Genomic DNA, 23,504 nt, shown 5'->3' with positions numbered 1-23,504 from the left:
GAATGAAAGGAATAATATTAGCAGGAGGAAGTGGAACAAGACTTTATCCAATAACAAAAGCGATATCAAAACAAATAAATCCAATATATGATAAACCAATGATCTATTACCCTCTTTCTATTCTTATGTTAGCAGGAATAAAAGAGATATTAGTAATCTCTACTCCTAGAGATTTACCTTTATTTAGAGATCTACTAGGAAATGGAGAAGATTTTGGAGTAAAATTAAAATATAGTGTTCAAGAAAAACCAAACGGATTAGCAGAAGCATTTATTATAGGAGAAGAATTTATAGGAAATGATTCTTGCGCTTTAGTATTAGGAGATAATATTTTTTATGGACATGGACTTACAGGAATGTTAAGGGAAGCAAGAGAGAAAAAGGAAGGAGCTACTATATTTGGTTATTATGTGACTAATCCAGAAGATTTTGGAGTGGTAGAGTTTGATAAAGATGGGAAGGTAATATCTTTGGAGGAAAAACCTAAAAATCCAAAATCAAATTATGCAGTACCAGGTCTATATTTTTATGATAATACAGTAGTAGAAAAAGCTAAAAAAGTAAAGCCATCAAAAAGAGGAGAGTTAGAGATAACTTCAATTAATGAAATGTATTTAGAAGAAGGAAAACTTCATGTGGTGAATTTTGGAAGAGGAATGGCATGGCTAGATACAGGGACACATGATGCTCTACTTGAAGCAGCAAATTTTGTAAAAACAATTCAAAGTAGACAAGGAGTAATGGTAGCTTGTCTTGAAGAGATAGCATATAGAAATGGATGGATAAGTAAAGAAAAAGTACTAGAATTAGCTAAGCCATTAATGAAATCTAAATATGGAGAGTATTTAGTAAGTTTAGTGAAATAGGTGGAGTAGATGAGTAAGTTTAAAAGAATAGAAACAGGAATAGAAGGACTATGTGTAATAGAACCTACTGTATTTGGAGATAATAGAGGATTTTTTTTAGAAACATATAATAAGAAAGAATTTGAAGAGTTAGAAATAACAGCAGAATTTGTACAAGATAATCATTCTAAATCTAGAAAAGGAGTATTGAGAGGATTACATTTTCAGACTAAACATTCTCAAGGAAAATTAGTAAGAGTAGTAAAAGGCTCAGTATATGATGTAGCAGTAGATATTAGAAAAAGAAGTAAAACATATGGACAGTGGTATGGAATAGAACTAAGTGCAGAAAATAAAAAGATGTTCTATATACCAGATGGATTTGCTCATGGATTTTTAACTTTAGAAGATGATACAGAGTTTCAATATAAATGTACAGATATATATGCGCCACAATATGATAGTGGAATAATGTACAATGATAAAGATTTAAATATAGATTGGAAATTAGAAGAATATGGAATAACAAAACTTACTCTATCAGAAAAGGATAAAAAACATCAATCTTTTAAAGAATATACAGAAAATTACCAAGGAGACTATGTATTGCTTACTGGTGCTAATGGCCAATTAGGACAGGATTTTCAAAAGTTATTTGATAAATTAGGAGTTAGATATATAGCTACTGATTATCAAGATCTTGATATAACAGATAAAGAAAAAATAAAAATGTATATGAATAGTAATAATTTTACAGTAGTTATTAATTGCGCTGCATATAATGATGTAGATAAGGCAGAAGATGAAGTTGAAAAGTGTTATTCTTTAAATACTTATGCACCTAAAAATTTAGCAGAGATCTGTAAAGAAAAAGATATTATTTTTGTAACCTATTCGACAGATTTTGTATTTGATGGAGAAAAAGAGATACCATATGTAGAAGAAGATATTCCTAATCCTTTATCAATATATTCTAAATCTAAGTTAGAAGGCGAGAAATACTCTTTAAAATATGAGAAGGCTTTTTTAATTAGGACATCTTGGGTATTTGGAATGGGAAACAATAATTTTTGTAAACAAGTAATAAGTTGGTCAAAAGAAAAAGATATATTAAAGATAGTAGATGATCAAGTATCTAGCCCAACATATTCAAGGGATTTAGCAGAATTTTCTTGGGCTTTAATACAAACAGATAAGTATGGATTATATCATTTTTCAAATGCAGGAGAAACTTCTAAGTACGAACAAGCAGAATATATATTAAATAAGATAGGCTGGAGAGGAAAATTAGAAAGAGCAAAGACAAATGATTTTCCATTAAAGGCAAAAAGAGCTAAATATTCAAAATTAGATAGTAGTAAGATAGAGAGATTAGTAAATAAGAAGATACCTCATTGGAAAGAGGGGATTGATAGATTTTTAGAGGAGTGTTTAAATTGAAAAAAAAAGTATTGATGATTTCGCATTCGAGCTTTGGTGGTGGAGCTGAAGTAGTGTTTAATAAAACACTTCAATTACTTCTTAAAAATAATTATGATATTTTTGTTATCTTGCCTAAAAAAGAAGGATGGTTATACAATGAAATAATCAATAATCAGAAAATAAAAAAGATTTTTATATTGAATATAAAAAAATTAAGTCCAAAAGATGGAAAAAAAATTTTTTATAAAAGGATAATTTTTAAGAATATTTTAAAATTTTTAAATATATTTAAAATTGTGAATAAAAATAAAATAGATATATTATACGTAAATACAATTATAAATTTTCCTATGGTTATTCTAGGAGTTATTTTAAAAAAAAGGGTTATTTGGCATTTACATGAGGAATATAATAAGTATGAAAATTGGATAAATAACTCATTAGATAATATTATAACCTTTTTCTATAAAAAAATAGAAGTCATTTATATTTCAAAAAAGATGAAAGATAATTGGGAACAAAGATTTGGAAAACCTTTTGATTCTTATGTTATATATAATCCAATAAAAGAATTAAAATATAAAAATTCAGAAATAATAAATAAAGAATTGAGTATAGGATTTGTTGGAGCCTTTTCAAAAATGAAAAATATTTTTATGTTGATAGAAGTTCTTCAGAAGTTACAGAAGAAATATAATTTTAATATAAAAATGTGTGGGAAGAATATTCCAAAAGAACTTAATAGTTTCATTAAAGAAAAAAAAATTATAATTGATAGATTGGAATTATTTGATCATATAGAGTTAAGTAATTTTTATAAAGAGATTTCAATTCTAGTTTTGCCATCTTTTAATGAGTCTTGGGGCTTAGTTGCATTGGAAGGAATGCAAAATGGAATTATTCCTATAGTTACAGATCAAAGTGCTATAAAGGAATTATTTAATGATAAGAATAGTGTATTTTATTTTAATCCTTGGAATAAAGAAGAGTTATATAAAAAAATTGAAGAGGTAATTAATTTGAAAGATGATGAAAAGAGAAGAATAATAGAAAATAATATAGAATTATTAAAGAAATATAAATTCAATGAAAATTATGAAAGGAGAATTTTAGATGTCTTTAATAAATAAAAGAATAGGAATAATAGAAAATATATTTGTAGTTATTTTAGTATACTTACTTTCTACAAGATATAAAAATAAGTATGATGAATTACTTATTTTTACTTTAGGAGGAATAGTTTTATTAAGATATTATATTGATAAAGAAAAATTGAGAATAAATCAAAGTGGGAAAAAAATATTTTTTTTACTTATAATTTGGACATTTTGTCTCTCTTTTTCCTTTATTAATATATTAAACCAGTATAATAAGTTTGGTTATTATGTAATATTATATAGAAATTTATTAATAGGTGGGATTTTATTATTTATAATAAGTTTATATTTAAGATTAGGTAATTATATAAATAAAAAAAGGATTATCATTTTAATTAATTTATTTTCTATATATTCTGTTTTTAAAGGGTTACTTTTTATAAGTGAAAATGGAGTTTTAAGACGAGGAAGTATTTGGGGAAATCCTAACTATTATTCAATGATAGTAGGTTTATTTATTATTATATCTTATATAAGTTTATTATATGAAAAAAATAAAGTATTAAAGACTCTATATTTTATATTAAATATGCTACAAATATTTTGTTTGATCAGTATAGGTCAGTCAAGGAATGTCTTTTTTAGTTTAATAGCTGTATATATATTGGGAATGTTATTATTTTTAATTATAGAAAAAAAAGTAAAGTTATTTTCAAAAAAAACATTAGGATTATTAACAATAATTTTTATTATTTTAATTAGTATAAATTATCTTGAAATAAATTTAAGAGTTTTTAATGTAGGAGTTGAAGAAGTTGTAGATGATCCGAGAATGTTGATTTGGAAAAAGGCATTAATTGAAGAAAATTTCAATATTTTGCATGGAAAAGGCTTTGCCTACTATACTATGAATAACTTTAAGGATAAGGTTGGAGTTTCAATTGCGGCTTTGCATAATGATTATCTTGAAATTTTTGTAACTCAAGGAATATTTTCTTTAATAAGTTATTTGTTATTTTTTATATTTAGTTTTTTTATAGTTTTAAAGAAACTTTTTAGAGAAAGAGATATTTGTTCGTTTATAACACTGATGATAATTCTTTATTTTGGGGGAATAGGAATGTTTGATAATCCATTATATCAGAAAAGAGTATTTCAGTTTTTATTTCTTTTTTTAGGATTGACATTGAGTAGTGAAATTTTTTATTCAGATAAATTGAAATGTGATAGAGAATAAAAAATTAAAATTTGAATTTATATTAAAATGTAAAAAAAGAGGATTTAGCTAATTATTATAAGCTAAATCTCTCTTTATTTTATTATTATTTTAAATTTTCTTTATTAAATTTTTTAACAATAGCTAAAACCTCATCTGGAGTTTTTTGAGCCATTACTTCTTCGACTAAAGATTCACATTTAGCTTTATCTAAAGCCATAATATTTTTCTTGATTCTAGGTACAGAGATAGCTGACATTGAAAAAGCATCTAATCCCATTCCAAATAGAATGGCAGTAGCATTTTCATCTCCAGCAAACTCTCCACACATAGAGATAGTTATCCCGGCTTCATGAGCTCCTTTTATAGCCATTCTTATAGCTTCTAAGACAGTCGGGTTATAAGTATTGTATAAGTGAGAAATATTTTCATTTCCTCTATCAACTGCTAGTGTATATTGAGTTAAGTCATTTGTTCCTATTGAGAAGAAATCTACTTCTTCAGCAAAGCTTCTAGCTCTAAAAGCAACTGCTGGAGTTTCAACCATTATTCCAAGAGCTATATTTTCATCAAATTTAGCTCCTACTGCTCTTAATTCTTCTTTACATTCTTCTAATATTGCTCTTGCTCTTCTAATTTCTGTTATATCCATAATCATAGGAAGCATGATTTTTATATATCCAAAAGCTGATGCTCTTAATAGTGCTCTAAATTGAGTTTTTAATATTTCAGGTCTATCTAAGCAAACTCTGATTGCTCTCCAGCCAAGGAATGGATTTTCCTCTTTTGGTAATTGCATGTAAGGAAGAGATTTATCTCCACCTATATCCATAGTTCTTATAGTTACAGGTTTGCCTTCCATTTTTTCAGCAACTATTTTATAAGCTTCAAATTGTTCATCTTCAGTAGGGAATCTATCATTATTCATGAATAAGAACTCTGTTCTATAAAGTCCTATTCCTTTTGCTCCATTTCTTAATACTCCCTCTATATCTTTTGGTGAACCTATATTAGCCCAAGCTCCTACTTTTACACCATCTTTTGATATAGCTTCTTTATCTTTTAATTGTTTTAATAGTTCTTTTTCAGCAAAGAAAGCTTCTTTTTTCTCTTGATATTTAGCAATTTCTTCTTCAGTAGGATTTATTATTATATCTCCTTTAAGAGCATCAACTATAACATTATCTCCACTCTTAACTAACGAACAAATATTTCCTGTTCCTACTATAGCTGGTAATTCTAATGATCTAGCCATGATAGATGAATGAGCTGTTTTTCCACCTATTTCAGTTATAAAAGCAACTACATTTTGTAAATCTATTTGAGCCGTATCAGATGGAGTTAAATCTTTAGCAGCTATTATAGTATTTGGAGGTAGTGAACCTAAATCTAATATTTCTACTCCTGCTACATTATATAACCATCTCTTACCAATATCTCTTAAATCTGCTGCTCTTTCTCTTAAATACTCATCTTCTAGATTAGCAAGCATTTCACAATAATCATCTATTCCTTTTTGAAGAGCTATTTCAGCACAAATTTCTTCATCTTCAATAAGTTCTACAACTTCATCAAATAAATCTTCATCTTCTAATAAAGTGATATGTCCATCAAATATAGCAGCTTTGTCTTCTCCTAATTTTTCGGCTGTTTTTTCTCTGATTTTTAAGAGTTGCTCTTTTGCTTTTTCTCTACCACTTAATAATCTTTCTTTTTCACAATCAGAATCACATTTCTTTTTGTCATCAATAACTAATTCGTTTTCTTGATATAGAAATATTTTTCCTATTGCTATGCCTGGTGATGCTTCAATACCCTTAACTATTTTACTCATATTTTCCCTCACAATCATTATCAACAAAATTAATAAAAAAGAAGGTACTGAATAGCACCTTCTACTGTAAAATTAGTCCTTTAAATTTGCTAGAAGGTCTCCTAATTTTTCAACTGCTTCAGCTTCATCAGCACCTTCAGCATATACAGTTACTTTAGTTCCTTTTTTTATTCCTAATGAAAGTAGTTTTAATAGAGATGTTCCTTTTACTTTTTTTCCTGCTTCATTTTCTACTTCAATTTGTGAAGTAAATGTTTTAGCTAAGCTAACGAATTCATTTCCTGGTCTAGTATGTAATCCAGTCTCATTTGTAATTTCAACAGTTTTACTTATCATGCTTTCTCCACCCTCTCTTAACTTTTTAAAAATTCTCTCATTATCTATAGGGTACTGCATTTTACAAAATTTGTCAATTTTTTTTTAAATAAGTTATCAAGTTATTACTAATTTGTTCTATTTTAATTGACAATGTAATTATAATGGTATATTATAAAAATGGAATAATTTACTATATATTTTAAAGTAGGGGGATATTAAATATGGATATGAAAACTTTAAAAGAAAGTGCTAGAGAAAAAATGAAAGGATTTTGTAATCTTTGTAAAGTTTGTGATGGTATATGGTGTGCTGGAAGAGTTCCTGGTATGGGTGGAACTGGTAGTGGTTCATCATTTAAAAGTAATTATGAAAGTTTAAAAAATATAAAGCTTGTTCTAAGAACAATACATAGTGCTACTGAGCCAAAATTATCTTGTACTCTATTAGGTAAAGAACTATCTTTTCCAGTACTTGGTGCTCCTATTACAGGAACAAAGTTTAATATGGGCGGAGGAGTAACTGAAGAGGAATATTGTAATGATATTATTGAAGGATGCTTAGAAACTGGAAGTATAGGTATGATTGGAGATACTGGAGATCCTACTTGTTATGACTTTGGACTTAAAGCTATCAAAAAAGTTGGAGGTTTAGGTATTGCCATTATCAAACCAAGAAGTAACGAAGAAATTATTAGAAGAATTAGAATAGCTGAAAAAGCTGGAGCTGTTGCTGTTGGTGTTGATTTAGATGGTGCTGGTCTTGTTACAATGAAACTTTTCGGACAACCAGTAGGTCCAAAAACTGTTGAAGACTTAAAAATATTAGTAGATTCTACAGAACTTCCATTTATAGCTAAGGGAATTATGAGTGTAGATGAAGCTCTTGCTTGTGTGGAGGCTGGAGTGAATACTATTGTTGTATCAAACCATGGAGGTAGAGTACTAGATTATTGCCAAGCAAGTTGTGATGTGTTAGAAGATATTGTTAAAGCTGTTGGAGATAAAATTACTGTCTTAGCAGATGGCTCTGTTAGAGAAGGAGTAGATGTTTTAAAATATTTAGCACTAGGAGCTAAAGGAGTTTTAGTTGGAAGACCTCTTATTTGGGGTTCTATTGGTGGAAGAAAAGAGGGAGTTCTTACTGTAATGAATACTTTAAAATCTCAACTTTCACAAGCTATGATTTTGACTGGAACTAATGATGTGAAATCTGTTTCTAATAAGATTATTATAAAATAGTATAATTTTATTAGATTAAATAAAAAATAATTTAAGGAGAAAAAATGGCAACAAAAAGTTTAGAAAAGTTAATAGAAGAATTTAATAAGCTTCCAGGGATAGGAAGAAAAAGTGCAGCTAGATTAGCTTTTCATATGTTAGAAATAGAAAAAGAAAAGGTAGAAAATTTTATAAATGTACTTCGTGAAGCTAAAGAGATTATTAAAAGATGTCCAAAATGTGGAGATTTTTGTGAGAATGATCTATGTGATGTTTGTGGAGATGACTTAAGAGATAAGCAGACTATATGTGTAGTTGAGGATAGCAGAGATGTAATTTCATTTGAAAAAATGGGAAAATATAAAGGAGTATACCATATTTTAGGAGGAAAAATTGCTCCGCTTAATGGAATAACACCAGATAAGTTAAATATTAAATCATTGCTTGAAAGAGTAACAATTGATAATGTAAATGAGGTAATACTTGCTCTAAATCCAGATTTAGAAGGAGAAACGACATCTTTATATCTTACAAAATTATTAAAACCATTTGGAATAAAAGTAACTAAAATAGCGAGTGGAATTCCAATAGGAGGGAATATAGAATTTGCAGATAGTGCAACAATCTCAAAAGCTTTAGAAGGAAGACAAGAAGTATAAGACACATAAAAGACATAAAAAAATAGTATAATAAAGGAGATAATATGGTAGATACACCAAGAGGAAATAGAGTTCATATAGCAATTTATGGAAGAACTAATGCAGGAAAATCAAGTCTTATAAATAGAATTACTAATCAAAATATATCACTTGTATCAAAGATGAGAGGAACTACTACTGACCCAGTTTATAAGGCTATGGAGCTTTTACCAATAGGTCCAGTTTTATTTATAGATACAGCAGGTATAGATGATATAACTGAGCTAGGAAAGCTAAGAATAGAAAAAACAAAGGAAATTCTGAATAAGATGGATATAGCTCTTTTAATTATTTCGACTGAAGTAATTTTAGAAAATAAAGAGTTAAATTATGAAAAGGAATGGTTAAGAGAAATAAAAAAAAGAGAGAAACCATTTATTGTTATCTTAAATAAGATTGATTTAGTTTCTGAACAGAAATTATGTGAAATAAAAAAGAGAATAGAAGAGGAATTAAGTTGTGAAGTAAGTAGTGTAAGTGCTTCGAGAGAAGAAAGTATAAAAATTATAAAATCTAAGTTGTTAAAATATGCTCCAAAAATATTAGCTGAAGAAAAACTTATAGGTGATAAGATAAAAATAGGAGATAGAGTTTTATTAGTTGCTCCACAAGATATACAAGCGCCTAAAGGAAGATTAATTTTACCACAGGTACAAGTAATTAGAGATATTTTAGATAATGGTGGAATACCAACAATTGTTACACTTGATAATCTAGAGGAAGGATTAAATATATTTCAAGGAAAGCCAGATTTAGTAATTACTGATTCTCAAGTTTTTAAAAATGTAGACAAAGTTTTGTCTAAGGATGTACTACTTACATCTTTTTCAATTATAATGGCAAGGGCTAAAGGAGATTTGAATATTTTATACAATGGAGCTAAAAAAATAAATGATTTAAAAATAGGAGATAGAGTTTTAATAGCAGAGGCTTGTACTCATCATCAATTAAAAGGAGATATAGCAAGGGAAAAGTTACCGATGCTATTACGAAAAAAGATAGGGAGCTTACAAATAGATAATTATTCTGGAAAGGATTTCCCTGAAGATATATCAAAATATAATTTAGTTATTCATTGTGGTTCTTGTATGCTAAATAAAACTGAAACTATTAATAGATTGGGTACGTGTTCAGAAAATAAAGTAGCTGTAACGAATTTTGGAATGGCTATTGCAGAAATTAATGGAATTTTGGATAGAGTAATGGAGATTTTTAAGAAGGAGTGAGTGATTAATGAAAAAGATTATCATCATATCAATGTTAGTAATTGGTAGTTTAGCACATGCTAGTTGGTGGGGAGAGTTAAGTGGTGGAAGTAGAGCAGCTGTAATTGGTGGATCACTTATTTTATTAGGTAACTCCTATCAAAATAGTGAATTAAAGCATCAAAGAGATTTAGATGAATTAGATACTCAAATAAGAAGAGATTACGAAAGACAAGCAGTAGTCCAAAATGCTCATAAAAAATATGGTGATTCTGGAGTACCAGCAAGATTAAAATATCCTACTGCAAATAATTATAGTGGTCAAGGATATGAAAGAGATTTTGGAAATTCTAGTTCTAGACAGGGGAAAATAATATTTTCAGATGACAAAACACAAATAATAGAGCTAGCAGATGGAACAAGAATAATATTAAATCAATAGTTATTTAGAGATAGAGTCCATTTTGAAAGGACTCTATTTTTTAGATATAATATATCACTTAATATTTATTTTAGCTATAATTTTTTACCTATTTTTGCAATACTCATAGAGTCCTCTTACATGAACTCCAGAAGCACCTTTTTTATACCATTTACTTGAATTATTATAAGCTGTTCCAGCTATATCCATATGTGTCCAAGGTGTTCCTTCAGCAAATATCTCTAAAAATTTTGCTGCTGATATAGCTCCTCCCCATCTAGCTCCCATATGTTTTAAATCTGCTACTTCAGATTTTAAATTTTCAGCAAACTCTTCATTTAATGGCATTCTCCAAATTCTTTCTCCATGTTTATTGCATGATTTTTCTAAAAGAGAGTAATTTTTATCTTTGTTAGAAAATACTCCAGTAATAAAGGTTCCCAAAGCTACCATCATAGCTCCTGTAAGTGTCGCTACATCTATTACTTCTGATACTTTTTCATTTCTTACTATATATGTAATAGCATCAGCTAGTGCAAGTCTACCTTCTGCATCAGTATTTATTATTTCCACATATTTCCCATTCATAGATCTTATAATATCTCCTGGTCTATATGAATTCCCATTGATAGCATTTTCGCAAGCTGCAACAACAGCTACTACATTTTTCTTAAGTTTATTTTTAGCGATAGCACACATAGCTCCTATTACTGTAGCTCCACCTGTCATATCATCTTTCATATTCATCATAGAATCAGCTGGCTTTATACAAAGTCCTCCAGTATCATATGTAAGTCCTTTTCCTACTAATCCTATTATATTTTTAGAATTTCCATCTCCGAAATATCTCATAACTATAAGCCTTGGCTTTGTAACAGAGGCTTTCCCTACACTATATAATAAATTCATTCCTAACTCTTGTATCTTATTATCATCTAGTATTTCAACTTCAAATCCAAACTCTTTTCCTAATTCAACTGTTCTTTCAGCTAAAGTTATCGGATTGATTATATTTGCTGGTAAATCTACTAAATTTCTAGTTACATCAGTAGCTTCATTTAAAATGAGAGCTTCAGAAATATCAGGTTGTTCTACATCAAAGAATTCTATATCTATCTTTTCAGATTTCTTTTCTTTAAACTTATCAAAAGAGTAGTTAATAGTTCCAATTATTTCACAGAGTATATTTATTCTATTTAACTCTCTTCTATTTGTTGTAATTAGGATATTTCCTTTTTTATCAGAAAGATATTTAAATAAAGTCTCTCTAAATAAATTATCTGTAATTTCCTCTTTTTTTCCAAAACCTAAGACATCTATAGAGATTAGGTTATTTTTTTTAAGAAATTCAATAGTTAAAATCTCTCCCTTTCTTCCATTAAATCCATTTTTTTTCATTAGTTTCTCTACTAACTCTTTTTCACTTTTTAGCATATTTTCATAGAAACTTTTTTCTCCTTCTATTACTAATATAAGTTTTTTATCATAATTTTTTTCTATATTACTTATTATTTTCATATCCTGCTCCTTTTTCTTAATATAATATTATGATAAAAAGGCTACCATTTGGTAGCCCTTTATTTTATTCAGTTACTTTTTAGATGGTTCAATATGACCATAATCTCCATCTTTCCTTTTATAAACTATATTCATTTCTCCAGTTTCTGCATTTGTAAATGGGAAGAATGCTTTATTTAAAATTTCTAATTGAAGTATTGCTTCTTCTACATCCATTGGTTTAGGTGGGAGATAGACTTTTACTACATTTACTGCTGCTTCTTTTTCAACAGTATTTGTATTAGGGTCATACTTAACTTTTCTAATCATTGGTTCTCTCGATTGAACAGCAGTTCTTATTTTATCTTTATGTTTTTTTAACTGACCTTCTAGCACATCTGAAACACCATCTATAGCTGCATATAAATCTGCATCTGTACAAGAAGCTTTTACAGTGCTTCCACCTAGATAAGCTAATACTTCTGCTGTATGATAATTACCAGTTTTTAATTTTACTGCTGATAAATTAATCGCTAGTTCTATTATACCATCGTGATACTTTTCAACCCTCCCTAATTTAGTTTCTGCATAATTGTTGATTGCATCTGTTATAACTAACTGTTTTCCATGGATAGTCATTTTCATAATACCACTTCCTTGTTGTATCTTTTATTTTGTTACTTTATTATACCACACAAATTAGTAATTTCCTTTTTTTATTTAAAATTTTTTTTATTTTTTTACTTCTCTACTAAAACTCCCTTTTTTAAATAAAGTTGTTTATCAGAAATCTCTGCTAAATCTTTAGAGTGAGTAACAACTATTATGGTTTGTTTCTCATTTTTATTGATATCTTTTAAAATTTTAAATATCATCTCACTTGTTTCTTCATCAAGATTTCCAGTAGGTTCATCTGCTAATAATATTTTAGGGGAGTTTATAAGAGCTCTAGCTATTGCTACTCTCTGTTTTTCCCCACCAGAAAGTTGTGATGGCTTATGATTCTCTCTTTCTCCTAGTCCTACCTTTTCAAGTAACTCTTTAGCTCTTTTCTCTATCTCTAATTTTTTATCAAAATTATTTAAGAGTGCTGGTAACATTACATTTTCCAATGCTGTAAACTCTGGTAAAAGATAATGAAACTGAAATACAAAACCTATCATCTGATTTTTTATTTTATCTCTTTCCTCTTCAGAAAGTTTATCTACTTCCTGTCCGCCGATAAATATTTTTCCACTATCTACTCTATCTAGTAGACCCATTATATTTAAAAGTGTAGATTTACCAGAACCTGAACGTCCAAGTATAGATATAAATTCTCCCTCTTCCACTGAGAAACTTAAATTATTTATTATATGTAACTCTTCTACACTTCCACTATACTTTTTTTCTATATTCTCCAGTTTTAAAATTTCCTTACTCATGTCTTAATGCCTCCACTGTTTCCATTTTTGCTCCTCTATATGCTGGAAATATACTTGATATAAATATTATTCCAAAATTAGCTCCTATAATTATAATAATTTCTTTAAAAGATATTTCCACAGGAATTTTAGTAATATAATATATAGAAGTTATAAAGTCCAATGTGTTATTTTTTATATACCAAAGAAATGTAAGGGAGATAAGAGTTCCTATTGCTATACCTATCCCACCTAATATCATTCCTTGTATTAAAAATATCTTCATAATATTTTTTTTAGAAAATCCCATTGCTCTCATTATTCCAATATCTTTTATCTTCTCTCTCACTAACATATTGAGAGTTACCCATACTACAAATCCAGCTATTACAACTATCAAAGAAAAAACAAGTATCATTACAGTCTTTTCTAAAGAGAGAGCTGATAAAAGATTTCTATTCATCTCTCCCCAAGTCCTTGAATATATTCCTGTAACTGCCATTATCTTATCTGATACCTCAGGAGCTCTATATGGATTAAATAGTGTTACATCTATCTTAGATGATACATCCTCTCCATAGGTTAGGTACTGTACAGCTTTTAGTGGAAGTATTACCATATTTATATCATAATCATAATAACCACTTTGGAATACTCCCTCTATCTCAAATTTTATTTCCTTATTCTCAGAAGAAATTATACTGACCTTATCTCCTATCTTTGCCCCTATGGAATTAAAGAGTTCTTTTCCAATAAGGATACCATTTATTTTATCTGAAGAAATATTTCCAGCTACAATTTTTTTACCTAAATCCATAGCTTTTTTAGCACTCTCTAAATCATAGCCTTCTATTTTTACTCCAGAAACATAACCGCCATAAACCCCACTATATTTAAAAATTCCTTGGGTAGATATACTTGGTACTGCTCCCTTTACTCCCTCTATCTTCTCTATATCTCTTTTTATATCTTTATAATTGCTAATCTTCTCTCCATTGGATACCATTATATGACTTGTTACTGAAAGTATACTATTTATCATATTTTTATCCAATCCATTAGCTATTCCAATAGATACCATCAGTACAACTACTCCAATAGTTATCCCCACTACTGATATTAAGCTCTGCTTTTTCCTCTCTATTATATGCTTCTTAGCTATAAAAAACTCTATCATCAGTTACCTCTTTTCCTTATGTATTACTTTTCCTTAGCAATTAATTTTACCATATTTTGCAATATAAGTCTATTTTCCTCTCAATATATAAAATTTTACCTCTACTACCTCTCCACTTTCTGAAACCAGTGTAAGTCTATGCTCTCCTTCTAAAAAATCAAAAGCTCTCTCACTATCTCTACCACTAAAAATATATTTTCCATTGTGATACCAATAAAGTTTTTTATTTTTAGGATTAGCTACTTTCACTATCAATCTTTTTCTCTCCTCAAAATCTTTAGGCAAAAATATTTTTATATTATTAAGTGGATAGATAATTTTTATCTTTTCATCTCTTACATTGGATATGGATATATTTTCTCTAGCCATATAGTCTAATAGTTCTATTGGATAACTTAAAACTATTTTCTCTCTACTCTCTATAAACTCTTCGCTTCTTGAGTCTATCTCCTCTCCTTTGGAGTTTATAAAAACTTTTTTATAATAGGGGGATACTTTCAAACTTTTAGCATCTTTTGGATAATATATCTCTTCACTAGGTACATCATATCTCAATCTATACCCTGTTTCACTATCTATCTTTATTTTTTTTAGCTCTTCACTTGGTTTTATAAAGCTCTCATTTTTATTTGGAAGTACCTTAAAGATTTTAAATAACAGCTGTCCAGCAGTGACTACTCCAGAGATATTTCTATTTCCCTCTCCAGTGAAGTTTCCACACCAAACCACTACTGTCCATCTAGGAGATATTCCCCCAGCCCAAGCATCTCTTTGTCCATAACTAGTCCCTGTCTTCCAAGCTATTCCATCTCTACCTAAATAGAGATTATCTATCCCATATCTTTGTACCCCTTGCATAGCTTCAAGAGTGAGGTAACTAGCCCCTTTAGATATAAGCTTTCTTCCCTCTATTTTTTTATCATCTCTTATATACTTTAAATCTTTAAACTCTCCATATTGGGAAAGTCCATAATAAAGCTTGGCAATATTTTCTACACTCATCTCTTTAGTTCCCAATATAAGAGATAATCCATAGTTAGAATAATCTCTTTCTGGAAAATTTACTACATCTTTTAGAAAGTAAAAAAATTTATCTACTCCATACTCATCTAAAAGCTTTACAAAAGGAATATTTAGAGATTTTTTTAGAGCCTCTCTTGCTTCTACTAATCCTTGATATTTTTTATTGGCATTTTGAGGATTGAAGTTTGAAAAATAAAGAGGTACATCTAAAAGTTTTGACTTTGGAGTAATAAGCCCTTCATCAATAGAAAGAGCATAAAGGAAGGGCTTTAACACAGAGCCTACTGACCTTTGAGCTACTACACCATCCACCTGTCCATTTCTTTGAAAATCATAAAAGTTTTGTGAGCCTACATAGGATTTTACCTCTCCACTATGATTATCTACCACTATGATAGCTGTATTTTTTATTCCTCTATTATTTAGATAATCTCCATACTCTCTAGCTATTCTTTCAATATTTTTTTGTAACTCACTATTTATTGTACTTTTTATTATTCTATCCTCATATTCATTAACTAATCTTCTAGTGAGATGTGGAGCTAAGGAGTTAAAATATTTTCTCTCCTTTGGTAACTCCTCTTTTATAGAGAGTCTATACTGCTTTTCATCTATCACTCCTCTTTCATACATATTTTTTAGAAGATTATTTCTCTTATTTAAAAGCTTATCTCTATTTTTCTCTATCCATATAAGTCCAGGAGAGTTAGGAAGTACTGCTAGAGTAGCTCCTTCAGCCCAAGTAAGATTTTTAGCACTCTTTCCAAAATAAAGTTGTGAGGCTGTTTCATATCCTACTATGTTACTTCCATAGGGAGCATTATTTAGATAGAGTTCTAAAATCTCATCTTTAGAGAGATATTTTTCTAACTTATAACTCTCTATTATCTCCTCTATTTTACTAAGATATGTTCTCTCTCTCCTCTTATAAAGTTTTACTCCCTGCATAGTTATAGTACTAGCTCCCACTCTTCTTTTTTCTAAAAGATTTGTTTTTACTGCTCTTACTATTGCAAGATAGTCCACTCCATTATGAGAATAAAATTTTCTATCTTCATAGTTAAGTACCGCTAATTTTAATCTAGGGGGTATCTCTACCCCCTTGATTTGCCACTGCTCCTCACTATTTAAGTAAGCCCCTATTATATTATCTCTATCATCTAGTACAACTTGGCTGTATCTTTTTTCTATCTCATCTCTCATCTTTTCAATATCAAATTCACTATATATTTTGATACAGAATATTATAGGTATGATGAGGATTAGAGGTAAAAAGCTTAATTTTCTCATTATTTTACCTCTACACTAAAGCCATTTAAATAAGCTCTATACTCATTATTATACATTCCCTCTGCCTTAGCTCCTGAAAGATTATATTTTCCCTTAGTTACAGCATTAAGCTTGATGAAGAAACTCTGTCCCTGTTTATTGTAATTGTTAAAATCAAAGAAGAAATTAACTCTATCATCTCTTATATCTTCATATTCCAAATTATTGTTAGAAGTTTTTTCTACTACCCATTGAGGTGGATTTATTTTTAATAGCCTACTATTTTCTATCTCCCAACCACTAGGAATAATTTGTGTAAGAGCTATATTATCTTGATAGAAATATCCATTTACATCATCAGCAGGTAAAACTTTTAATTCCATATAGAAACTACTTCCTTTTACTAGTGATTTTACATCTATTTCCTCTCCATTATCTCCATAGAATTTTCTCTCTATTTTTATATTTTTACTCTCGTCACTTTGAGTATAATTGATAGGTATTCCTTCCCAATATTGATTTACATAGAGTTTATCTCCTATGACTTTTACCTCTTTCATATTCTCTTCTGAGTACTTCCATACTCCATCTTTTTCATCAAAACTTATCTCTTTGCCATCTACTATTAGTTTTCCTACTACCTTTTCTCCCTTACTATTTTCTACAACTTGTGCTATAGAGATTAGAGAGTAACCTATACTTTGAGTAGATAACCAATTTTGTGATTGTAGTGTACTAACTATATCTTCATAAAGTTTTTTATCTACTTTATTATAGATAGTATAGTAAGAGTTAAGGACAACTGCCTTATCTCTTAATTTTGAACCATAGTTATCTGTATAATAATCAAAAGGCTTATCTTTTATCTCTGTTGAAAGTTTGTCGGCAATCTCTCTAGCTATCTCTTTTTCTCCTATCAATGCATAAGCAGAAGCTAGATACCATTTAGATATCTCATCTAAATCTTTAAGATTATTATCATAGATATAGTTCATCTCACTTATTTGTGCTTCTTGTCCAAGGGCTAATATATATAATAAATATGTTTTATAGTCTAAGTTATAGCTACTATCCTTACTTTTCTCAATTGAAAACTTAAGCCAAGAGTTATATAGAGAATCTGGAACATAGTAACCTTTTTCTTTTGCCATTACAATAAAGTGTCCTACATAGTTAGTTGCCCATAAATCTCCATCACTATTTCCAGCCCAATAACTAAACGAACCATCTTCTAATTGGAAACTACTTAACTTAGCTATACCAGCATTTACATTTTTTACACTTTGCTCCTTAGATATATCCTTACTATTTGATAGTATATCAATAAATAGTTGTGGGAAAATAGTAGATATAGTTTGCTCTACACAGCCATATGGATATCTAATCAGCTCTTTTAATCTATTATCTATTGCTAAAATTGGAGTTGAAGAGATAACAACCTTTCCATTTGCACTTCCTATTATACTTTCTTCTGGGAATTTAAAAGTTTTTTCCTTTTCTACATACTCAACTTTATTGATATATGTATAAGGATTATTAGAAGTAATATCTATTTTTACTATCTCTTCATTTGAGTAACTTGAAGAGTTTACTCTTAGTTTAGCTTCCCTGTTTCCTATCTCATCTCCTACTTTTACATCAAAGAAGATATCTTTACTCTCTCCATTTTTTAACTCTACACTTTGAGTATATCTCTTACCTAAAAATTCAAACTCTACATCTATCTTTCCTATATTTTCTTCTGTAGCAAAAATTTTTACAGGTACTTGGAACTCATCTCCTACTTTTAATACTCTAGGCATAGAAAAATTTGTTACAATTGGAGCTTTTACTTCCACTCTTTCCTGTGCCATACCATAGCTCTCTCCACTTGCTCCTGTTACCATTACTCTTACAGCTCCTGTATAATTTGGTAATTCTAAGTCTACACTTCCTCTTCCCTCATCATCAGTAGTTAGTACTCCTTTAAATATTGCAAGTGGCTCAAATCTCTCTGATTGCTCAAATCCAAAAGAGTTAGCTGACTTATTCATTCTAGCTTCCGCCATTAGATAACCATCTCCACCAGCAGTTAATACCTGATGTATATCTCCAAAAGTTCTACCTATTATCTCTGAATAGTTGTCATAAGCAGAAAGTTGTAATCCTTCCTTTTGATAAAAATAATCATATGGATTAGGTGCTTTATAGTTAGTTATCTGTAGTAATCCCTCATCTACTACTGAGATTGTATACTCCATTTTTTTATCAGCTTCCACATTGACTTTAAATTTTTCATTAGGTTTTAAAACTACAGGAGTATCTAATTTTATATTCAATTTTTTACTCTCATCTTTTACAACTATTGGTACTGCTCCATAAAGCCTAATCGGTCTATCATTGTTAGAATTTTCATAGCTTTGGAGAAGTGCCACTGTTACATAACCATTTGGGAAAAGTTTTTCATCTACATCTATCTCAATATTAGTACTTGTATCCTCTATATCTTTCCAATATCTTTGTACTATCTCTCCAGATTTTTCTATAGTTACTAAAGCTCTTGTTCCCTTTTCTCCCTCAAAGGTTATCTTAGCTTTTTCCCCTACACTATACTCTTTTTTATCTGCTTCTATTTTTAATTTATCTATTTTCTTACTTACACTTGAATCTTGCCAAGTAGAAGCATATAGATTTACTCCAGCACTTTGATGAGTTTTCATATCTTCTACTTCTACAAATATCTCTCCACTTCCATCTATCTCATAATCTAAAAGATATGGTTTATCAGTTGTAGTTATCTCTCCCTCATATAGAAGAACACTATTTTTATCTGTTTTAATAGATTTTAAGAAATTATTGTAGTCATAGTAATCCCACCACCAAGAGTACTCATTTTTATATACTCTATATTTTAATTTTCTACCACTTATTAATTTTTCTCCATCTTCAGATACAGATACTACTTGTAAGTTTAGTTTATCTCCACTTTTAATATATCTATCTTCAGGATTTTCTATTCCTACATATGAATCAAAACTATTTATTTTAACACTATCTATATCTATTACTGGTCTACCACTTGGTTCTATTACACGAGTTACTATCTCTCCTTCTAAATTTAAATTTTTAGGTATGTTATCTGAAAGATTGAAGTTTATTTTTCCTTTTCCATCATTGTCTAATTCTCCCCTTTGACTCAATCTTATATCAGCTGTATAGGTAGTTGGATTTGAAAAAGTAAACTTTTTATATCTTTCGAATCTTAATTTTTTCTCTCTAATTGTTAAATCACTTTGGTATTTAAGATTTTCAGCTGGTGCTCCAAATAGATATTGTGCTGTAACCTCTCCTAAAAGATTTACTCCATCATCTACACTCTCTGGAAAATCTCCATCTACCTCTATCTTGTATGGTACTATACTTTCAACAGGAAGTTTTATTGAGAACTTTTTCTCCTTTTCTCCACCTACATAGATAGTAGCTTCCCATATTCCAGTTTCACCCTCTTTTTTAGTTTCAAAGGAATAAGTAAAGAATCCATTCTCTCCACTAGTTATTACCTTACCATCTATATATTTATCTCCTCTAGGAGAAAATACATCTATTTTTATAGGCTGTCCCTCTGGGTATTTTCCATCTTTATCTCTAGCTATAACTCCAATATTTATAGTATCTCCAGGTCTATACACTCCTCTATCTGAATAGACAAAAGCTCTCATTCCATCATCTTTATACTCTCCATCTACTAAAAATCCATCATAAGATAGTTTTGAATCAGATAGTTTTAATATAGAGATTTCATCTTTATTTTGAGCTAATAGATAAAATATCTTATCTCCCTTTTCAAAAACAACCTCTCCATTTTTATCTGTCTTTTTCTCCTCTAGGATTTGATTATTTACACTGATAGCTTTTATATCTACATCTTTTAGTGGAGTATTTTTTATGACATCCAAAATATTCACTATGAGTTTATTGTTACTCTCTTTTTGAGCCACTATTCCCATATCAGAGATTAGGATTCCCTTTCCTATTCTTCCCTTTGTATCAAAAAAATTATCTCTTTGCCACTGTGCTACACTACTAGGAAAAGTATAATCCACTCCATCTTTATCAAAAGAGAGTTCTACTATATATATTCCCTTCTCATTGGTAAGATTTTTTAACTCTATCTCATTTTGACTCCAAATATTTTTCTTATAATCTAAAGTATAATCTTTTTCAAAAATAGTTTCTCCTACTTTATAGAAATTATTTTGTACATAGTAGTCAAAAATATTTCCATCTCCTTGAAATTTAAAATCTTGTAAAAATTGTGTAATATTGTTCAAGAATATTTTCTTTATCTTTAAGTTAACCTTCTTAACATTAACTGATTTAAAAGCTATTCTATTTTCATTTAATTTTGGTAAGATTATTCCCTCATTTGAAAAAACAATTTTTGGCTCTACCTCTTTAAATTTTATAGTTTCCTTTTTATTCTCAGCTAGTTTACTCTTCTCTCCTTTTAATCCCTTGAGTAACTCTATCTCATACTCACTATTTATATCAAAATCTCCAGTAATTATAATATGCTCTCTCATTTTTAAAGCTTTATATTTTACTTTTGGATTTACTTTAATATATCCCTCAAGATTTTCCTCTTTTATCTCCTCACTCATAGTGATATCTATACTTGGGTTTCCTCCAGTTGTTGTAGATATATTTTTTATTTCTAAATTTCTCTCCTCTTTTGCTTCAATATTTTTTTCCTCTACTACCTTTACCTCTTTCTGTTCCTCTATCTCTTTTTTTTCTCCATTACACGCTACCAATAAAAGAGATAAAAATAGTGCCATCTTCTTTTTCATCTACCTCACTCCTTCTCAATTCCTCTCGGTATATTTTATCTTAGATTATTAAAGTTTCATAGAGTATATCCTTTAATTTTTCATTATCTATATTTAGTTTCAATCTTTTTTTCAATTTTTCTATTTTCTCATCCTCTAACCATTCATATTTACTTTCTTCTTTTTCTAATCTAGCTATATCCTCATCACTATATCTATTTATTACTTTTAAAAATTCTTCTCCATAATTTTTAAATTTCTGATTTCCAACTCCACGTATTTTAAGCATCTCCCATCTATTTTTAGGCTTATACTCTGCCATTTCAAGTAGTGTCATATCAGAAAATACTATGTATGGAGCTACATCTTCTCTCTTTGCTATCTCACCTCTTAGCTGATTAAGTTCTTCAAATAACGAATCTTCAAAGTAATCAAAGCTAATCTTCTCATCTATTCTTCTAAATACTGAGATTTCATTTTTTAAAACTCTTCTAGACTTATCATTAAATCTAAGCACAGGAAAACTTCCAGCACTTTGCTCAAAATATCCTTCAGAGATTAAAAAATTCACAAACTCCTCTATCCAATTTATCTCTTTATCACTCATAATACCAAAGGTAGAAAGTTTATTAAACTCCTTTCTATCCATCTTAGTATCACTTCTTCCATAGAGAATATTTACAAGGGTAGATATCCCAACACTCTCCTTTGCCCTTCCTATGCAGGAAATTACTTTCTGAGCTTCTATTGTCAAATCCTCTACATTTTTAAGGGTTTTACAATTTCCGCACTTGCCACAATAGTTTTTTATTCTCTTATCTCCAAAATATTTAAGAATATACTCTCTATAACAACTTTCTAAATAGGCATACTCCACCATAGCATCAAGCTTTTTCATCTTTTCTCTCTTTAAATCATCACTTGTTTCTTCGTTGCTATCTATTAAAAAAGTTTGTGTACTTACATCCTCTTCATAAAACATAAGAATAGCTTCTGCTGGTGCTCCATCTCTTCCAGCACGTCCAGCCTCTTGATAATAACTTTCCATATCCTTAGGAATATTTCTATGTATTACAAATCTTACATTGGATTTATCTATTCCCATTCCAAAAGCATTAGTTGCGACCATTATCTGTATCTCATCTTTTATAAATCTCTCTTGATTTTCACGTCTTTCATCTTCTGTAAGTCCTGCATGATATTTTCCTACACTTATATCTCTAAGTTTTAAATAAGCATAGAGATTATCTACCTCTTTTCTAGTTGAGGCGTAAATTATTCCAGATTTTTTTTGAGCTTTTTTCAGATAGTCAACTATATAAGCTTCAGCTACTACATTCCTCACTACTTTAAAAAATATATTCTCTCTATCAAAGCCATGAACATAAGTAAATGGATTATGTAGTGTAAGTTTATCCTCTATATCTTTTCTTACCTCTTTTGTTGCTGTAGCTGTCAAAGCTAATATTTGTACTCTCTGCCCTATATTTTGCATAAATGTAGGTATTTCTAAATAATTTTTTCTAAAGTCATGCCCCCATTGTGATATGCAGTGTGCCTCATCTACAGCTATCATAGAAATTTTAAATCTCTTTATAAACTCTACAAATTTTTCATTAGCTAATCTTTCTGGAGCTACATATACTATTTTAGCTTCTCCGCTTTTTAATTTTTTTACACTTACCAAATACTCTTCCTTTGAAAGTGTAGAGTTTATATAGATGCTCTTTACTCCCAAGAACCTTAAACTATCTACTTGATCTTTCATAAGGGAGATCAGTGGAGAGATTACAATAGTTATTCCTTTAAAAAGAAGAGCTGGTACTTGATAACAGATAGATTTTCCTCCACCTGTACTCATTACTCCCAGTGTATCCCTTCCTTTCAAAACTGAATCTACTATTATTTTTTGCCCTCTTCTAAAATCATCATATCCATATATCTCTTTTAACAGTTTTCTTGCTTCCTTTATCATCACTTGTCCTCTAATTTGTAAAAAAGGAACTGTCTAAAATTCTTGCTCTAACAGTTCCTCTTATTTTATAATTTTATAT

17 protein-coding genes are annotated in these 23,504 nt (G+C 29.2%); 8 read left to right on the top strand and 9 right to left on the bottom strand.

What is annotated here, in order from left to right; all coding sequences use genetic code 11:
- Positions 1-2 precede the first annotated feature (2 nt).
- The 4 genes from rfbA to DYA59_RS06280 are packed head-to-tail and all read left to right on the top strand — an operon-like array spanning position 3 to position 4,601.
- Complete coding sequence (rfbA, locus tag DYA59_RS06295; protein WP_115271506.1) at positions 3-866, top strand: glucose-1-phosphate thymidylyltransferase RfbA; 864 nt, start codon at positions 3-5, stop codon at positions 864-866.
- A 9-nt stretch (positions 867-875) separates the two neighbouring features.
- Positions 876-2,285 (top strand): dTDP-4-dehydrorhamnose reductase, encoded by a 1,410-nt coding sequence (gene rfbD, locus DYA59_RS06290; protein ID WP_115270465.1) that lies wholly within the window; start codon positions 876-878, stop codon positions 2,283-2,285.
- Positions 2,282-3,397, top strand: coding sequence for a glycosyltransferase family 4 protein (locus DYA59_RS06285; protein ID WP_115270463.1), 1,116 nt, complete (start codon positions 2,282-2,284; stop codon positions 3,395-3,397). The genes rfbD and DYA59_RS06285 overlap by 4 nt, the downstream gene beginning before the upstream one ends.
- Positions 3,381-4,601, top strand: coding sequence for an O-antigen ligase family protein (locus tag DYA59_RS06280; protein ID WP_115270461.1), 1,221 nt, complete (start codon positions 3,381-3,383; stop codon positions 4,599-4,601). Before DYA59_RS06285 ends, DYA59_RS06280 begins: the two co-directional genes overlap by 17 nt.
- A gap of 85 nt (positions 4,602-4,686) precedes the next feature.
- On the opposite strand, the gene ptsP is transcribed toward DYA59_RS06280, so the two are convergent.
- Both ptsP and DYA59_RS06270 read right to left on the bottom strand, forming a co-directional pair.
- Positions 4,687-6,414 carry a phosphoenolpyruvate--protein phosphotransferase gene (ptsP, locus tag DYA59_RS06275; protein WP_115270458.1) on the bottom strand — a complete coding sequence of 576 codons (1,728 nt, stop codon included), beginning with the start codon at positions 6,412-6,414 and terminating at the stop codon, positions 4,687-4,689.
- A 72-nt stretch (positions 6,415-6,486) separates the two neighbouring features.
- Entirely contained in the window at positions 6,487-6,750 is a 264-nt protein-coding gene (locus DYA59_RS06270; RefSeq protein ID WP_115270457.1) for an HPr family phosphocarrier protein, read from the bottom strand.
- Between the two features lie 203 nt (positions 6,751-6,953).
- Here DYA59_RS06270 and DYA59_RS06265 point away from each other — a divergent pair, with 203 nt between their 5' ends.
- Genes DYA59_RS06265 through DYA59_RS06250 form a run of 4 tightly spaced genes read left to right on the top strand, consistent with a single transcriptional unit; the run spans position 6,954 to position 10,294 of the window.
- On the top strand, positions 6,954-7,970 hold the full coding sequence (locus DYA59_RS06265) for an alpha-hydroxy-acid oxidizing protein (protein ID WP_115270455.1): 1,017 nt from the start codon (positions 6,954-6,956) through the stop codon (positions 7,968-7,970).
- A gap of 44 nt (positions 7,971-8,014) precedes the next feature.
- Positions 8,015-8,608, top strand: a complete 594-nt coding sequence (recR, locus tag DYA59_RS06260) for a recombination mediator RecR (protein ID WP_115270453.1) — start codon at positions 8,015-8,017, stop codon at positions 8,606-8,608.
- Positions 8,609-8,652: 44 nt separating this feature from the next.
- Positions 8,653-9,873, top strand: a complete 1,221-nt coding sequence (hydF, locus tag DYA59_RS06255) for a [FeFe] hydrogenase H-cluster maturation GTPase HydF (RefSeq protein WP_115270451.1) — start codon at positions 8,653-8,655, stop codon at positions 9,871-9,873.
- A gap of 7 nt (positions 9,874-9,880) precedes the next feature.
- Complete coding sequence (locus DYA59_RS06250) at positions 9,881-10,294, top strand: hypothetical protein (protein WP_115270449.1); 414 nt, start codon at positions 9,881-9,883, stop codon at positions 10,292-10,294.
- A gap of 84 nt (positions 10,295-10,378) precedes the next feature.
- On the opposite strand, the gene DYA59_RS06245 is transcribed toward DYA59_RS06250, so the two are convergent.
- From DYA59_RS06245 to recQ, 7 genes are all read right to left on the bottom strand, one after another.
- The gene (locus tag DYA59_RS06245) at positions 10,379-11,791 is read right to left on the bottom strand and encodes a leucyl aminopeptidase (protein WP_115270447.1); all 1,413 of its coding nucleotides are present in this window, start codon (positions 11,789-11,791) and stop codon (positions 10,379-10,381) included.
- Positions 11,792-11,863: 72 nt separating this feature from the next.
- Complete coding sequence (hpf, locus tag DYA59_RS06240) at positions 11,864-12,415, bottom strand: ribosome hibernation-promoting factor, HPF/YfiA family (RefSeq protein ID WP_115270445.1); 552 nt, start codon at positions 12,413-12,415, stop codon at positions 11,864-11,866.
- A gap of 95 nt (positions 12,416-12,510) precedes the next feature.
- Positions 12,511-13,194: an ABC transporter ATP-binding protein gene (locus DYA59_RS06235; protein ID WP_115270443.1), complete on the bottom strand. Its 684-nt coding sequence runs from the start codon at positions 13,192-13,194 to the stop codon at positions 12,511-12,513.
- On the bottom strand, positions 13,187-14,350 hold the full coding sequence (locus DYA59_RS06230; protein WP_115270441.1) for an ABC transporter permease: 1,164 nt from the start codon (positions 14,348-14,350) through the stop codon (positions 13,187-13,189). The genes DYA59_RS06235 and DYA59_RS06230 overlap by 8 nt, the downstream gene beginning before the upstream one ends.
- A 69-nt stretch (positions 14,351-14,419) precedes the next feature.
- Positions 14,420-16,663 carry a penicillin-binding protein 1C gene (gene pbpC / locus DYA59_RS06225; RefSeq protein ID WP_115270439.1) on the bottom strand — a complete coding sequence of 748 codons (2,244 nt, stop codon included), beginning with the start codon at positions 16,661-16,663 and terminating at the stop codon, positions 14,420-14,422.
- Positions 16,663-21,471: an alpha-2-macroglobulin family protein gene (locus tag DYA59_RS06220; protein ID WP_115270437.1), complete on the bottom strand. Its 4,809-nt coding sequence runs from the start codon at positions 21,469-21,471 to the stop codon at positions 16,663-16,665. Before DYA59_RS06220 ends, pbpC begins: the two co-directional genes overlap by 1 nt.
- A 40-nt stretch (positions 21,472-21,511) precedes the next feature.
- The gene (gene recQ, locus DYA59_RS06215; RefSeq protein ID WP_115270435.1) at positions 21,512-23,425 is read right to left on the bottom strand and encodes a DNA helicase RecQ; all 1,914 of its coding nucleotides are present in this window, start codon (positions 23,423-23,425) and stop codon (positions 21,512-21,514) included.
- Between the last annotated feature and the right edge of the window lie 79 nt (positions 23,426-23,504).

Origin of the sequence: Fusobacterium necrogenes (assembly GCF_900450765.1) — a bacterium.
GTDB lineage: Bacteria > Fusobacteriota > Fusobacteriia > Fusobacteriales > Fusobacteriaceae > Fusobacterium_A > Fusobacterium_A necrogenes.
Note: the sequence above shows the minus strand (reverse complement) of the source record. Positions and strands in the feature narration are given on the sequence as shown.